This window comes from Delftia sp. DLF01, from assembly GCF_014852125.1.
Lineage (GTDB): Bacteria > Pseudomonadota > Gammaproteobacteria > Burkholderiales > Burkholderiaceae_C > Comamonas > Comamonas acidovorans.
Window position 1 is genome coordinate 16,267 of record NZ_JACVAZ010000004.1, and the last position, 14,176, is coordinate 30,442.

The window sequence follows — 14,176 nt, forward strand, 5'->3', positions numbered from 1 at the left end:
AGATGCGCGGACGGCGGCTGTCGCGCAGGATGCAAATCGCGCCAGGATGCGCGCGGCCCTCACTCGGGCCGGGCTCGCGCGCTCTTGCGGAATTCGGAGGGCGACAGCCCCGTCCACAGCCGGAAGGCGCGGATGAAGCTCTTGTCGTTGAGAAAGCCGCAGGACTGGGCGATGCGCTTGATGGGCCGGCTGGTGCGCAGCAGCAGGGCCACGGCACGCTCGCGCCGCACCTCGTCCTTGAGCGCCTGCAGCGAGGCGCCTTCTTCCTTGAGCTGGCGATGCAGGCTGCGCTGGGACAGGTGCAGCTGGCGCGCCAGCGTGTCGGCCGTCTGCAGGCATTCGGCGTCGGCCGCCAGCAGCTGGCGCACGCGCTGCACCAGCTGGCGCTCGCGCCGGTAGGGGCGCACCTGCAGCGGCAGGGCGCGTTGCAGCATGCGCTGCAGCGCAGGCTCGTCGCGCGTCAGCGGCATATCCAGAAAACGCGCGTCGAACTGGAGGCAGGCCCGGGCCGCGCCAAACTCCACCTCGCCCGGCGGGAACAGCAGCGCATACACGCCCGCATGCGGCGGGGGATCGAAGGGAAAGCAGGCGCGCCGCAGCGGCAGCGGCTCATCGATGAACCAGCTGGCCAGGCCGTGGATATTGCGCAGCACCGACAGCAGGCAGAACTCGCGCATGGCGCCCAGCGTGGACAGCTCCTCGATGGCCAGCGTGGCCAAGCCGTCTTCCTGCGTCAGCGTGAGGCGGATGTCGTCGGCCAGCAGGCCATGGTGGCGGCACCAGCGCGCCAGCGCCAGGCCCAGCTGCTCGCTGCCCATGCTGGCGCGTGCCAGCATGCCGTAGCTGCCCCAGGGCAGGCGCCGGGAGAACCAGCCCAGGGCCTCGTCGTCGAGTTCGCGCATGGCGGCATCGGACAGTGCCTCCATCTGCAGCGCCGTGATGCACTCGTTGCGCTCTTTGATGGAGTCTGGCGCGATTTGTGCCTTCTCCAGGGCGGACAGGGCGCTGATGCCCCGGCGTTCGTAGGCCAGCATAATGGCCTGCACAAAGGCCATGGGCGTAACTGCAGGGTGTGCGGAGGCCATGGTGGCGGCCGCCTGGGGCAGGGGGGTCTTGACCAGCGAGGGGGTGAACATGCTGGCAATTATTGCAACCTTCGTGGCCTGTTCTGCTCGGGGTTGGCCCTTATGCTGCCACGCAATAGCTGCCGTGACGGGGCAGGCCACTGCATTTGCCCGTCCCAGGCGCCGCCGACGACACAGGAGACAACGCATGCCCGCCCAGAACGCCCCGCTCGCTTCCAGCCATGCCCAAGGCCGCACCGATGTGCCGCTGATCGAGCAGACCATCGGCGACTTCTTTGCCGACATGGCGGCCCGCCAGCCTGATCGCGAGGCCCTGGTCAGCCGCCACCAGGGCCTGCGCTACAGCTATGCCGGCCTGCACACCGAGGCGCGCCGCCTGGCCAGCGCGCTGCTGGGCCTGGGGCTGGACAAGGGCGATCGCGTCGGCATCTGGTCGCACAACAACGCCGAATGGGTGCTGATGCAGCTGGCCACGGCCCAGGTCGGCCTGGTGCTGGTCAACATCAACCCGGCCTACCGCACCTCCGAGGTCGAGTACGCGCTCAACAAGGTCGGCTGCAAGGCGCTGGTGACCATGGCGCAGTTCAAGACCAGCGACTACCTGGGCATGCTGCGCGAACTCGCACCCGAGCTGGCCACGGCCGAGTCCGGCCGCCTGCATTGCGCGCGCCTGCCCCAGCTGCGCAGCGTGGTCTGGATCGACGTCGCAGGGCAGGGCGAAGAGCAGTCCGGCATGCTGCGCTTTTCCAGCCTGCTGGCGCGCGGTGATGCGCAGGATGCGCGCATTGACGCCATGGCCGCCACGCTGAAGAACACCGACCCCATCAACATCCAGTTCACCAGCGGCACGACGGGCTTTCCCAAGGGCGCCACGCTGACCCACCGCAACATCCTGAACAACGGCTTTTTCATCGGCGAGTGCATGCGGCTGACGCCCGAGGACCGGCTGTGCATTCCCGTGCCGCTGTACCACTGCTTCGGCATGGTGCTGGGCAACCTGGCCTGCTTCACGCATGGCTCGGCCATCGTCTACCCGAATGACGGATTCGATCCGCTGCTGGTGCTGGAGACCGTGCAGGCCGAGCGCTGCACGGGCCTGCACGGCGTGCCCACCATGTTCATCGCCGAGCTGGACCACCCGCGCTTCAAGGAGTTCGACCTGAGCACGCTGCGCACCGGCATCATGGCCGGTTCGCCCTGCCCCATCGAGGTGATGAAGCGCGTGGTCAGCGACATGCACCTGTCCGAGATCACCATCGCCTACGGCATGACCGAGACCAGCCCCGTCAGCTGCCAGAGCGATGCCGACACGCCGCTGGAGCGCCGTGTGTCCACCGTAGGCAAGGTTCAGCCGCACCTGGAAGTGAAGATCGTCGACCCGGCCACGGGCGAGGTCGTGGCGCCCGGCGTCTCGGGCGAGCTTTGCACGCGCGGCTACTCGGTCATGCATGGCTACTGGGGGGACGAGGCCCGCACGCGCGAGGCCATCGACGACGATGCCTGGATGCACACGGGCGACCTGGCCACCATGGATGAGCAGGGCTACGTGAACATCGTCGGCCGCATCAAGGACATGGTGATCCGCGGCGGCGAGAACATCTACCCGCGCGAGATCGAGGAATTCCTCTACCGCCATCCCCAGGTGCAGGACGTGCAGGTGGTCGGCGTGCCCGATGTGCGCTACGGCGAGGAGCTGTGCGCCTGGATCATCGTCAAGCCCGGACAGACGCTGACCGAAGACGGCGTGCGCGACTTCTGCAAGGGCCAGATCGCCCACTACAAGGTGCCGCGCTACATCCGCTTCGTCGAGGCCTTCCCGATGACGGTGACCGGCAAGATCCAGAAGTTCAAGATCCGCGACGAGATGATCGCCATGCTGGATCTGCGTCCGGCCAGGACCGCCTGAGGGCTGCTTTCATGTGCTGCCGCCAGCTGTCCACCGCGTGCCGCCTAGTGCGTGCCGCCCTCGGGCGCGGCCACGGCCGAGGCTGCAGCGCGGCGCGCCACCACCAGGCGCTTGCGCAGCGAGATCTCCTGCATGTCCAGCTCGCTGACCAGGCGGCGCAGCGACTCGTCGTTGATGCGGTGGGCCTGGCGCTCGGCGTAGAGCGCGTCGCGCTCCTGGTGGATGCAGCGCAGGCGCAGCTCGATCTCCAACAGGTAGCGCAGCTTGCGCTGGCGCACGACTTCGGGCGCCTCGCGCTGGATCTCGATGCTGGAGGCCGTGCCGCTGCCGTCGTCCAGCAGCTGGACGCGGTTGCGGTACTCCTGCGTCAGGTGGCCCATGACCTCCTGGTGCATGGCCACCCATTCGGGCGTGTGGCCCTGGATCTCTTCCTCGCTCAGCGTCAGCCCGCCAATGGCGGACTGGCAGGCGGCCACGCGCGCCAGGCGCTCCTCGCGCACCGTGGGCGATTCGCCGGGCTGGGGCATGCGGCGCAGGATCAGCGGCAGCGCGATGCTGCCCAGAACCAGGGTGAACAAGATGGTGCCCGTGGCCAGGAAGATCAGCATCTCGCGGCCCGGAAAGGGCTGGCCGTTGTTCAGCAGCATGGGCACGGACAGCGCGCCGGCCAGCGTTACGGCGCCGCGTATGCCGGCCATGGTGGTGGCCAGGTTCAGCAGGTGCGATGGGCGCTCTGCCATCTTCCCCTGGAAGTGGGCGCGAGCCAGGCTGCGCTGCACGCCCAGGGTCAGCCAGATCCAGCGCATCAGCAGCAGCGCGCTGGAGATGATCACCACATAGCCCACCAGCACCCACCATTCGCTGCCCGCATCGTGCAGCGTCACGCCGATGATGGAGGGCAGCTGCAGGCCCAGCAGCAGGAAGATGGCACCGTTGAACGAGGCTTCCACCATGCTCCAGGTGCCCTCGGTCTGCAGCCGCTCGCTGATGTAGCTGCTGCGCTCCAGGTCGGCGAAGTTGGTGGCAATGCCCGCGGCCACAGCCGACAGGATGCCCGACACGCCGATCTTTTCGCCCACGATGTAGGCGGCGAAGGGCAGCAGGATCAGCAGCAGCACCATCTGCGTGGCCGCCACGTCGCCCAGGCGGCGCGTGATGGTGCTGCGCGCATAGGAAAAGCCCCAGCCGATCAGCGTGCCCACGCCCAGGCCGCCCAGGGCCATCCACATGAATTCCTTGGCCACCTCGGTCCACGAGAACAGGCCGGTCAGCGTGGCGGCAATGGCGAACTTCAGCGCCACCAGGCCCGAGGCATCGTTGAGCAGGGACTCGCCTTCGAGGATGTGCATGGTCTTCTCGGGCATGCCCAGGTTGCGCGTGATGGCCGAGACGGCCACGGCATCGGTGGGCGAGACCACGGCGGCCAGCGCGAAGGCCACGGTCAGCGGCATGCCGGGCACCAGCCAGTGGATCAGCCAGCCCAGCCCCACCACCGTGAACAGCACCAGGCCCAGCGCCAGGCGCAGGATGGGGCGGTACAGCGAGAAGAACTCGCGCTTGGGGATGCGCCAGCCGTCGGCGAACAGCAGCGGCGGGATGAACAGCAGCAGGAACAGCTCGGGATCGAAGGCGATGTGCAGGCCCTTTTGCGGCCAGGCGATCAGCGCTCCCAGGGCGATCTGTATCAGCGGCAGCGGGATGGCGCGCACATAGCGCGCGGCAATGCCGGTCAGTGCCCCCAGCAGCAAAACGAGCAAGACGATTTCAACGGTGTGCATACGGCATTTTCCCCAGCCCGGGCCGCCGTTCTTTGCAGCACATTCGAAAAAACCAAGCGCCCGCATCGGGCAAACACAAGAAGAGGCCACACATGAGCATTCTGGGTACCCAACTCAATCCGCGTTCGGCGGACTTCCTGGCCAATGCCGCCGCCATGCGCGCCGTGGTCGAAGACCTGCAGGCCCAGGTGGCCAAGGTCGCCGAGGGCGGCGGCGAGGCCGCGCGCGCCAAGCACGTGGCGCGCGGCAAGCTGCTGCCGCGCGATCGCGTGGCCATGCTGCTGGACCCGGGAACGCCCTTCCTGGAGATCGCCCCGCTGGCCGCGCTCAACATGTACCGCAACGATGCGCCCGGCGCGGGCCTGATCGCCGGCATCGGCCGCGTCAGCGGCGTGGACTGCATGATCGTGTGCAACGACGCCACGGTGAAGGGCGGCACCTACTACCCGATGACGGTGAAGAAGCACCTGCGCGCCCAGGAGATCGCCGCGCAGAACCGCCTGCCCTGCATCTACCTGGTGGACTCGGGCGGCGCCAACCTGCCCAACCAGGACGATGTGTTTCCCGACCGCGAGCACTTCGGCCGCATCTTCTTCAACCAGGCCAACATGAGCGCCGAGGGCATTGCCCAGATCGCCGTGGTCATGGGCTCGTGCACGGCCGGCGGCGCCTATGTGCCGGCCATGAGCGACGAGTCCATCATCGTCAAGAACCAGGGCACCATCTTCCTGGGCGGCCCGCCGCTGGTGAAGGCCGCCACGGGCGAGGTGGTCAGCGCCGAGGACCTGGGCGGCGGCGACGTGCACACGCGCCTGTCGGGCGTGGCCGACCACCTGGCCCACAACGACACCCACGCGCTGGCGCTGGCGCGCCAGTCCGTGGCCAACCTCAACCATGCCAAGCAGCCTTCGGCTGGCGACCTGCCCCCCGAAGCGCCGCTGTTCGACGGCGGCGAGCTGTACGGCGTGATCCCCGTGGACACGCGCAAGCCCTTCGATGTGCGCGAGATCATCGCCCGCGTGGTGGACGGCAGCCGCTTCGACGAGTTCAAGGCCCGCTTCGGCGCCACCCTGGTCTGCGGCTTTGCGCGCATCGAGGGCATGCAGGTGGGCATCATCGCCAACAACGGCATCCTGTTCAGCGAATCGGCCGTCAAGGGCGCGCACTTCATCGAGCTGTGCTGCCAGCGCAAGATCCCGCTGGTCTTCCTGCAGAACATCACGGGCTTCATGGTGGGCCGCAAGTACGAGAACGAAGGCATTGCCCGCCATGGCGCCAAGCTGGTCACGGCCGTGGCCACGGCGGCCGTGCCGAAGTTCACCATCATCATCGGCGGCTCCTTCGGCGCGGGCAACTACGGCATGTGCGGCCGCGCCTACTCGCCGCGCTTCCTGTGGATGTGGCCCAACGCGCGCATCTCGGTCATGGGCGGCGAGCAGGCGGCCAGCGTGCTGGCCACCGTCAAGCGCGACGGCATCGAGGCCAAGGGCGGCCAGTGGACGGCCGAGGAGGAAGAGGCCTTCAAGGCCCCCATCCGCCAGCAGTACGAGGATCAGGGACACCCCTATTACGCGACGGCGCGCCTGTGGGACGATGGCGTCATCGACCCTGCCGACACGCGCCGCGTGCTGGCGCTGGGCCTGGCGGCCACGCGCAACGCTCCCATAGAGGACACGCGCTTCGGCGTGTTCCGCATGTGACGGCGGCCCCTCTTTCCTTGCAGCGAGGTACTTCATGAAAACCACCGCACTGACCCTCGAATTCCAGGGCCCCCTGGCCACCATCACGCTGACCCAGCCCGAAGTGCGCAATGCCTTCAGCGACGAGGTCATCGCCGACATCACCCAGGCCTTCCACTCCGTGGGCAAGCGCAGCGACGTGCGCGCCGTGGTGCTGGCCGCCGAGGGCCCGGCCTTTTGCGCAGGCGCCAACCTCAACTGGATGCGCCGCATGGCCGACTACTCGCGCGACGAGAACCGCGAGGACGCCGGCCTGCTGGCCGAGATGCTGCGCGTGATCTACGAATGCCCGCAGCCCACCATCGCGCGCGTGCAGGGCGATGTCTATGCGGGCGGCATGGGCCTGGTCGCTGCCTGCGACATGGCCGTGGCCGCCGAGGGTGCGGGCTTTTGCCTGTCCGAGGTGAAGATCGGCCTGATCCCCGCCACCATCAGCCCCTACGTGATCCGCGCCATGGGCGCGCGCGCCGCCCACCGCTACTTCCTGACCGGTGAGCGCTTCGACGCGGCCGAGGCGCTGCGCATCGGCTTCGTGCACCGCGTGGTGGCGGCAGACGAGCTGGACAACGCCGTGGACGGCCTGCTCAAGCACCTGGTCAGCGCCGGTCCCGCTGCCGCCCGCGCCTGCAAGCGCCTGGTGATCGACGTGGCCGAGCGCGAGATCAACGAGCAGCTGATCGCCGCCACCGTCGAAGGCATCGCCGACATCCGCGCCAGCGCCGAGGGCAAGGAGGGCGTGCAGGCCTTCCTGCAAAAGCGCAAGCCGGCCTGGCTGGCCTGACACGCGCGGGCTGCCCATTCATCGCGCGACCACCGAGCAACGCCGAGCCAACGCCGAGTCAACACCATGAGCACCCTGACCGACTCCCTCGTCCAGTGGCTGCAGTCCGTGGGCCTGTACCCGGGCCCGGCCGTGCACCACACGGTCAGCGAGGCGGCTGGCGAAGTGGCCGAGCGCGTGGGCCAGGCCACCAGCGGCATGGACATGGCCGGCCTGCTGGCGCTGGCCGCCGCACTGGGCTGGGCCAGCGGCTTTAGGCTCTACGCCGTGGTCTTCGTGACCGGGCTGCTGGGCGCGCTGGGCTGGGTGGCGCTCCCGGGCGGGCTGCATGTGCTGGAGCATCCGGCCTTGCTGTTCGCCAGCGGCGCGCTGCTGTTCGTGGAGTTCTTCGCCGACAAGATCCCCGGCGTGGACTCGGTCTGGGACCTGCTGCAAAGCGTGATCCGCATCCCGGCGGGCGCGGCGCTGGCGGCCGGCGTCTTCGGCGCCGACAGCGCGACCATGGCCACCATGGCGGCCCTGATGGGCGGCTCGCTGGCCCTGTCCAGCCAGGTGGCCAAGAGCACGGCGCGCGCGGCCATCAACACCTCGCCCGAGCCGTTTTCCAACGTGGGCGCGAGCCTGGTGGAGGACGGTGCCTCGGTGGGCGCGATCTGGCTGGCGCTCACGCATCCGCTGGCCTTCGCCGCCGTGCTGCTGGTCGTGGTCATCGCCCTGTGGCTGCTGACCTGGGCGCTGTGGCGCTTTCTCAAGGCCGTGGTGCAGCGCCTGCGCTCGCTGTTGGGCGGGTCTCCCGCGATGAATCAAAAACCATAGCCGCCGGTCGCCGAATGACCGGGGCTGCAGAGAAAACACTGGAGATAACGCATGTTCAAGAAGATCCTGATCGCCAACCGCGGTGAAATCGCCTGCCGCGTCGCGGCTTCCGCCCGCCGCATGGGCGTGCGCACCGTGGCCGTGTACTCGGACGCCGATGCCCGCGCCAAGCATGTGCAGGCCTGCGACGAGGCCGTGCACATCGGCGGCAGCGCCCCCAAGGACAGCTATCTGCGCTGGGAACGCATCCTGGAAGCCGCCAAGGCCACGGGCGCCCAGGCCATCCACCCCGGCTACGGCTTTCTCAGCGAGAACGAGGAATTCGCCCAGGCCTGTGCCGATGCCGGCCTGGTCTTCATCGGCCCGCCGCCCTCGGCCATCCGCGCCATGGGCCTGAAGGCGGCCTCCAAGCAGCTCATGGAAAAGGCCGGCGTGCCCCTGGTGCCCGGCTACCACGGGGCCGACCAGGACCCGCAGCTGCTGCAGCGCGAGGCCGACCGCATCGGCTACCCGGTGCTGATCAAGGCCAGCGCCGGCGGCGGCGGCAAGGGCATGCGCCTGGTCGAGCGCAGCGAGGACTTCGCCGCCGCCCTGGCCAGCTGCCAGCGCGAGGCCATCAACAGCTTCGGCGACGATGCCGTGCTGGTCGAGAAATACGTGCTGCGCCCGCGCCACATCGAAATCCAGGTCTTTGGCGACACCCAGGGCAACTGCGTCTACCTGTTCGAGCGCGACTGCTCGGTGCAGCGCCGCCACCAGAAGGTGCTGGAGGAGTCCCCCGCGCCCGGCATGACGCCTGCGCTGCGCCAGAAGATGGGCGAGGCCGCCGTGGCCGCCGCCCAGGCCGTGAACTACGTGGGCGCGGGCACGGTGGAATTCATCGTCGAGCAGCCCGGCGGCTACGACCAGCCCGAGGCCATGAAGTTCTACTTCATGGAAATGAACACCCGCCTGCAGGTCGAGCATCCCGTGACCGAGGCCATCACGGGCGAGGACCTGGTGGACTGGCAGCTGCGCGTGGCCAGCGGCCTGCCCCTGCCCAAGCGCCAGGACGAGCTGCGCATCACCGGCCACGCCATCGAGGCGCGCATCTGCGCAGAGAACCCCGACAACGGCTTCCTGCCCGCCACCGGCACCCTGCACGTCTACCGCAAGCCCGACTGCGCCAGCTTCCATGTCGGCGACGTGCGCGTGGACGACGGCGTGCGCGAGGGCGATGCCATCAGCCCCTTCTACGACTCCATGATCGCCAAGCTCATCGTGCATGGCGACACGCGCGAACAGGCGCTGGCGCGGCTTGATGCCGCTCTGGCCGAGACACGCATCGTGGGCCTGGCCACCAATGTGCAGTTCCTGCGCCTGGTCATCGCCAGCGATGCCTTTGCAACCGCCAAATTGGACACGGCGCTGATCGAGCGCGAGAAGCAGCATCTGTTCCACCAGCAGCGCCTGCCGCAGGCCCAGGCCGTGGCCGCCGCCGTGGCCCAGGTGCTGCAGGCCGAGCGCGCGCAGGAAACCGCCGACCCCTTCAGCCGCCGCGACGGCTGGCGCTCGCACGGCGTGGCCGAGCGGCGCTGGGACTTCCGCCAGGGCGAGGCCGCCGTGCCCGCGCGCCTGCGCTACCTGCATGACGGCGCGCTGCAACTGGCCGTGGGCGAGGGCGAGTCCCTCGCCGAGGGCCTGCTGTCCTGGCAACAGGCCGGGGACGGCGCCTTCGACGTGCAGTTCGCGGGCCAGCGCCTGCGCGCCCAGGTCCATGTGCTGGGCGAGCAATGCCATGTGTTCGCTCCCCAGGGCGCGGCCGTGCTGGGCCTGGCCGATCCGCTGGCCCATGCGGGCGAGGTGCAGTCCGAAGGCGGCCGCCTGACGGCGCCCATGCCGGGCAAGGTGGTCTCCTTTGCCGTCAAGGCCGGCGACAAGGTCAGCAAGGGCCAGCCGCTGGCCGTGATGGAGGCCATGAAGATGGAGCACACCATCGCCGCGCCCGGCGACGGCGTGGTGGCCGAGCTGCTGTACGCGCCCGGCGACCAGGTGACCGAAGGCTCCGAGCTGCTGCGCCTGGAAAGCTGAGCCCGCAGGCAAGACAGTTTTGCGCAAAAGTCGCGCGTGGGCGTCGCCAGGCCGTTAGGCTTGGCCCCCTATGCGAGTGACTTTCTGCTGCGAAGACACCAGGCCCGACGCCTGGCTGCAAGGACTGCGCGCGGCCCTGCCGGGCGCCGAGGTGGACATCTGGTCGCCGGGCGCGCCGCAGGCCGACTACGCCCTGGTCTGGGCGCCACCCCAGCGCTTCATCGACGAGCAGCCGGGCCTCAAGGCCGTGTTCAACATCGGCGCGGGTGTCGATGCGCTGCTGCCGCTGCGCCTGCCGGCCGACCTTCCCGTCTACCGCCTGGAGGACGCCGGCATGGCCGTGCAGATGGCCGAATACGTCAGCCAGGCCGTGATCCGCTTCTTCCGCGGTCTGGACGGCTACGAGGCCGACATGGCCGCCGGCCTGTGGCAGCACCGGCCCAATCCCCGGCGCGTGGACTTCCCCGTGGGCGTCATGGGGCTGGGCCGCATGGGCGAGCGCGTGGCGCGCGCGCTGACGGTGTTCGATTTCCCCGTCAACGGATGGAGCCGTACGCCGCATGCCATCGACGGCGTGCGTGGCTTCTGCGGCCCGCAGGACTTCGACGCCTTTCTGCGCGCCACCCGCATCCTCGTCAACCTGCTGCCGCTGACGCCCGAGACCGACAGCATCATCGACGCGCGCAGCCTGGCCCTGCTGCAGCCGGGCGCTTATGTCATCAACGTGGGACGCGGCGGCCATGTGGCGGACGAGGACCTCATCGCCGCCATCGACGGGGGCCATGTGTCCGGCGCGTTGCTCGACGTGTTCCGCACTGAGCCGCTGCCCGACGGCCATGCCTTCTGGCGGCATCCGCGCATCACGCTCACGCCCCACACCTCGGCCCGCACCCTGGCGCGCGACAGCGTGGAGCAGATCGTGGGCAAGGTCGCGGCGCTGAGCCGGGGCGAGGCCGTGAGCGGCCGCGTGGACCTGCGGCGCGGCTACTGACGGGAGCGCTCAGTCCAGCGTCACGCCGGTGCTGCGTACCAGGGCACCCAGGCGCTGGGAGTCGCTCCTGATCAAGGCGCCGAATTCGGCCGCCGTGCCGCCCACGGCCGGCGTGCCGATGGCCTCCCAGCGCGTGCGGAAGGCCGGGTCCTTGAAGATGGCGTTGACCGTGGCATTGAGTTTGTCGATGGCGGCGGGCGGCGTGCCCGCGCGCACGGCAATGCCATGCCAGCCCGTGATCTGGTAGCCGGGCACGCCGGCCTGGGCCATGGTGGGCACATCGGGCAGCACCTTGGTGCGCTCGGCCGAGGTGACGGCCAGCGGGATCAGGCGCCCGCCCTGGATGTGCTGCAGCGAGCTGCCCACGATGTCGAACATCACGCCCACCTGGCCGCCGATCAGGTCGTTGAGTGCCGGTCCCGCACCCCGGTAGGGCACATGGCCCAGCTTGACCTGCTCCATGGAGTTGAACAGCTCGCCCGCCAGGTGCTGGGGCGTGCCGTTGCCGGCCGAGGCAAAGCTCAGCGTCTTGCCCGTTTTGGCCAGGGCCAGCAGCTCGGCCACGGTCTTGACGCCCAGCGAGGGATGGACCTCCAGCACCAGCGGGAAGGCCGACAGCTGCACCACGGGCTCCAGGTCCTTGAGCGGGTTGAATGGCATGCTCTTGTACAGCGAGGAATTCACGGCCATGGGGCCGCTGGCGGCCAGCAGCAGGGTGTGGCCGTCGGCGGGCGCCTGGCGGGCCACCTCGGCGCTGCCCAGGTTGCCGCCCGCGCCGCTCTTGTTCTCCACGATGACGGTCACGCCCAGGCGCTGCTGCAGCTCGGGCTGCAGCATGCGTGCCATCAGGTCGGTGGGGCCGCCGGGCGGGTAGGGCACGACGAAGCGGATGGTCTTGCTGGGGAATGCCGGGGTCTGGGCCGAGGCCTGGCCCGCCAGGCCCAGGGCCATGAAGGCCAGGGGAAGCGCCGTGAATGCGGTGGCTGCCTTGATTTTGGCGATGGCGTCACGCCGCGTGCCGTGGGTGGGCTGTTGCATGGTTGTGTCTCCTGCCTGTGGTTGGAATGGAAGGCCCGTCTTGTGCGGGCTCATGGGCCTATCGGCTTAACGGCTTATGGGCTTATCGGCCTGTAAGGCGCCTGGTGCTCAGCCCGGTGTGAAGCGCCGGCGTATGTCGTCGGCCGTGGCCAGGGGGCGGCCCAGCGCCTGGGCGGACACCACGGCCTGGCGGACCAGGGCGGCGTTGTCGGGCGCGGTGTGGCCGTCCCGCGTCAGCAGGTTGTTCTCGAAGCCCACGCGCGCATGGCCTCCGAAGGCGGCGGCTGCCGCGATGCAGGTGTTTTCCGTGGCGCCGAAGGCGCACACGGCCCAGGGCTCGCCGCCGTCATGTGCCGCAAGAAAGGGCAGCAGGTCCTGGGGCCGCGAGGTCTGGCCCGCGCTGTAGCGGCCCAGCACGAAGAGCAGGAACCAGGGCGCCTCGGGCACCACGCCCTGGGCGCGCAGCGCCTGCCAGCGGCGCAGGTCGGCCACGTCGTAGAGGATGACCTGCACCATGACCTGGTCGCGCACCAGGCCCGTGAAAAAGTGCGCCAGTCCTGCATCGCCGATCTCGGGCTGGTCGATCTCGCGCAGGCCGATGGAGACGGCCTCGGGCCGCAGCGCCTGCACCAGGGCGATCTGCTCGGGCGCGCGGTAAACGCCTGCGGCCTCACTGGTGATCTGCACCACCATGTCCGTGCCCACGGCCTCGCGCACCACGCGCCAGGCTTCGCGGTAGCCGCCCACATCCAGGCTGTGGCGTCCCTGGGCGTCGCGGATGTGCATGTGGATCATCGCTGCGCCGGCATCCAGGCAGGCGCGTGCCGTGGCGGCCAGCGCCTGCGGTGTGATCGGCAGGGCTCGGTGGTCGGCCGGCTGCTTGTAGGCGCCATTGGGGGCCACGGTGATGATCAGCGGGTCACTCCACTGCGAGGTGGGTGACGTGGGCGATGTGGACGACGCGGTTGACGTGGGGACCGGCGTGCTCATGGCGTGTCCTGTGCCTGCTCCGGCACCGGCAGCTCGCTGGCCAGCAGGGCCAGGCCCTGGCGCAGCAGCGCGTCGTAGCGGGCACGCTCGGCCAGGCGGCGGTCCTCGGGCCAGTCGAAGAAGCCCTTGCCGGTCTTCATGCCCAGATCGCCGCGTGCCACGCGATCGCGCAGTGCCTGGGCCGGCACATCGGTGTTGGACAGCGTGGGGTACATGGTGGCGGCGGCCGCGCAGTGCACCTCGATGCCCGCATGGTCGCGCTGCAGCACGGGGCCGGCTGCCAGGAAGCGGAAGCCGAAGCCGAAGCGCACGGCGGCATCCACGTCCTCGGGCGAGGCAATGCCCTCGTCGATGAGGGCGAAGGCCTCGCGCGACAGCGCATGCTGCATGCGGTTGGCCAGAAAGCCGGGCTTGTCCTTCTTCACCAGCACGGGCACGCTGCCGCAGCCGCGCATGAAGCCGTGCAGCCACTGGCCCAGGGCCGGGTCGCTGCGCTCTCCCAGCACCACTTCCACCAGTGGCACCAAATGGGCGGGCATGAAGAAGTGCAGGCCCAGCATGCGCTGCGCCGTGGGCAGGCCGCTGGCGATGGCGCTGATGGGAAAGCCCGAGCTGTTGCTGGCCAGCACGGCGTCGGCCGGCGCATGCGCCTCCAGTTCGGCGAACAGCGCCTGCTTGGCATCCAGCCGCTCGGTGATGCATTCCACCACCAGGGCCACGCCGTCCCAGGCGACATCCTCCAGCGCCGCGCAGACCGAGACCTGGGACGCGCACCGGGCAAAGCCGGCCGTGGCCAGCTCGATGGCAATGTGCTGCAGCAGCAGCTCGCGCCGTGCCGCGCCGGGGTCGACCACGGTCACCAGGGCGCCGCCCCGGGCCAGGACCACGGCCACATCGGCACCCATGGTGCCTCCCCCGACGACCACCGTGCGCGCGTTGCGCGGCGAACTGCTGTGCATGCTGTCTCCTGCTGATTTCATGG

At 69.5% G+C, this 14,176-nt stretch carries 11 protein-coding genes; 6 read left to right on the top strand and 5 right to left on the bottom strand.

What is annotated here, in order from left to right; genetic code table 11:
* Positions 1-59 precede the first annotated feature (59 nt).
* Positions 60-1,136 carry an AraC family transcriptional regulator gene (locus IB269_RS21200; protein WP_192368224.1) on the bottom strand — a complete coding sequence of 359 codons (1,077 nt, stop codon included), beginning with the start codon at positions 1,134-1,136 and terminating at the stop codon, positions 60-62.
* Positions 1,137-1,272: 136 nt separating this feature from the next.
* On the opposite strand from IB269_RS21200, the gene IB269_RS21205 reads away from it, so the two are divergent.
* Positions 1,273-2,991, top strand: coding sequence for an AMP-binding protein (locus IB269_RS21205; RefSeq protein ID WP_192368225.1), 1,719 nt, complete (start codon positions 1,273-1,275; stop codon positions 2,989-2,991).
* A gap of 44 nt (positions 2,992-3,035) precedes the next feature.
* Here IB269_RS21205 and IB269_RS21210 read toward each other — a convergent pair whose 3' ends face one another.
* Positions 3,036-4,769: a Na+/H+ antiporter gene (locus IB269_RS21210; RefSeq protein WP_013800394.1), complete on the bottom strand. Its 1,734-nt coding sequence runs from the start codon at positions 4,767-4,769 to the stop codon at positions 3,036-3,038.
* Positions 4,770-4,861: 92 nt separating this feature from the next.
* On the opposite strand from IB269_RS21210, the gene IB269_RS21215 reads away from it, so the two are divergent.
* The 5 genes from IB269_RS21215 to IB269_RS21235 all read left to right on the top strand — a co-directional run bounded on the left by IB269_RS21215 (position 4,862) and on the right by IB269_RS21235 (position 11,166).
* Entirely contained in the window at positions 4,862-6,469 is a 1,608-nt protein-coding gene (locus IB269_RS21215) for a carboxyl transferase domain-containing protein (RefSeq protein WP_034397395.1), read from the top strand.
* A 34-nt stretch (positions 6,470-6,503) separates the two neighbouring features.
* Entirely contained in the window at positions 6,504-7,289 is a 786-nt protein-coding gene (locus IB269_RS21220; RefSeq protein WP_012207769.1) for an enoyl-CoA hydratase/isomerase family protein, read from the top strand.
* Between the two features lie 66 nt (positions 7,290-7,355).
* A complete protein-coding gene (locus tag IB269_RS21225; RefSeq protein ID WP_043820273.1) occupies positions 7,356-8,105 on the top strand; it encodes a DUF4126 domain-containing protein in 750 nt (249 codons plus the stop codon).
* Positions 8,106-8,156: 51 nt separating this feature from the next.
* Complete coding sequence (locus tag IB269_RS21230; protein ID WP_099751274.1) at positions 8,157-10,175, top strand: acetyl/propionyl/methylcrotonyl-CoA carboxylase subunit alpha; 2,019 nt, start codon at positions 8,157-8,159, stop codon at positions 10,173-10,175.
* A gap of 70 nt (positions 10,176-10,245) precedes the next feature.
* On the top strand, positions 10,246-11,166 hold the full coding sequence (locus IB269_RS21235) for a 2-hydroxyacid dehydrogenase (protein ID WP_192368226.1): 921 nt from the start codon (positions 10,246-10,248) through the stop codon (positions 11,164-11,166).
* A 9-nt stretch (positions 11,167-11,175) separates the two neighbouring features.
* On the opposite strand, the gene IB269_RS21240 is transcribed toward IB269_RS21235, so the two are convergent.
* The 3 genes from IB269_RS21240 to IB269_RS21250 form a co-directional block, all read right to left on the bottom strand.
* Positions 11,176-12,204, bottom strand: a complete 1,029-nt coding sequence (locus tag IB269_RS21240; RefSeq protein WP_192368227.1) for a Bug family tripartite tricarboxylate transporter substrate binding protein — start codon at positions 12,202-12,204, stop codon at positions 11,176-11,178.
* Positions 12,205-12,312: 108 nt separating this feature from the next.
* The gene (locus IB269_RS21245; protein WP_192368228.1) at positions 12,313-13,194 is read right to left on the bottom strand and encodes a 3-keto-5-aminohexanoate cleavage protein; all 882 of its coding nucleotides are present in this window, start codon (positions 13,192-13,194) and stop codon (positions 12,313-12,315) included.
* Entirely contained in the window at positions 13,191-14,153 is a 963-nt protein-coding gene (locus tag IB269_RS21250) for a 3-hydroxyacyl-CoA dehydrogenase family protein (protein WP_034397384.1), read from the bottom strand. Before IB269_RS21250 ends, IB269_RS21245 begins: the two co-directional genes overlap by 4 nt.
* Positions 14,154-14,176: the final 23 nt, after the last annotated feature.

Excerpts from the sequence above, each read along its gene's own strand:
- IB269_RS21200 (WP_192368224.1), bottom strand. The coding sequence starts at position 1,136 with ATGTTCACCCCCTCGCTGGTCAAGACCCCCCTGCCCCAGGCGGCCGCC.
- IB269_RS21205 (WP_192368225.1), top strand. The coding sequence starts at position 1,273 with ATGCCCGCCCAGAACGCCCCGCTCGCTTCCAGCCATGCCCAAGGCCGC.
- IB269_RS21210 (WP_013800394.1), bottom strand. The coding sequence starts at position 4,769 with ATGCACACCGTTGAAATCGTCTTGCTCGTTTTGCTGCTGGGGGCACTG.
- IB269_RS21215 (WP_034397395.1), top strand. The coding sequence starts at position 4,862 with ATGAGCATTCTGGGTACCCAACTCAATCCGCGTTCGGCGGACTTCCTG.
- IB269_RS21220 (WP_012207769.1), top strand. The coding sequence starts at position 6,504 with ATGAAAACCACCGCACTGACCCTCGAATTCCAGGGCCCCCTGGCCACC.
- IB269_RS21225 (WP_043820273.1), top strand. The coding sequence starts at position 7,356 with ATGAGCACCCTGACCGACTCCCTCGTCCAGTGGCTGCAGTCCGTGGGC.
- IB269_RS21230 (WP_099751274.1), top strand. The coding sequence starts at position 8,157 with ATGTTCAAGAAGATCCTGATCGCCAACCGCGGTGAAATCGCCTGCCGC.
- IB269_RS21235 (WP_192368226.1), top strand. The coding sequence starts at position 10,246 with ATGCGAGTGACTTTCTGCTGCGAAGACACCAGGCCCGACGCCTGGCTG.
- IB269_RS21240 (WP_192368227.1), bottom strand. The coding sequence starts at position 12,204 with ATGCAACAGCCCACCCACGGCACGCGGCGTGACGCCATCGCCAAAATC.
- IB269_RS21245 (WP_192368228.1), bottom strand. The coding sequence starts at position 13,194 with ATGAGCACGCCGGTCCCCACGTCAACCGCGTCGTCCACATCGCCCACG.
- IB269_RS21250 (WP_034397384.1), bottom strand. The coding sequence starts at position 14,153 with ATGCACAGCAGTTCGCCGCGCAACGCGCGCACGGTGGTCGTCGGGGGA.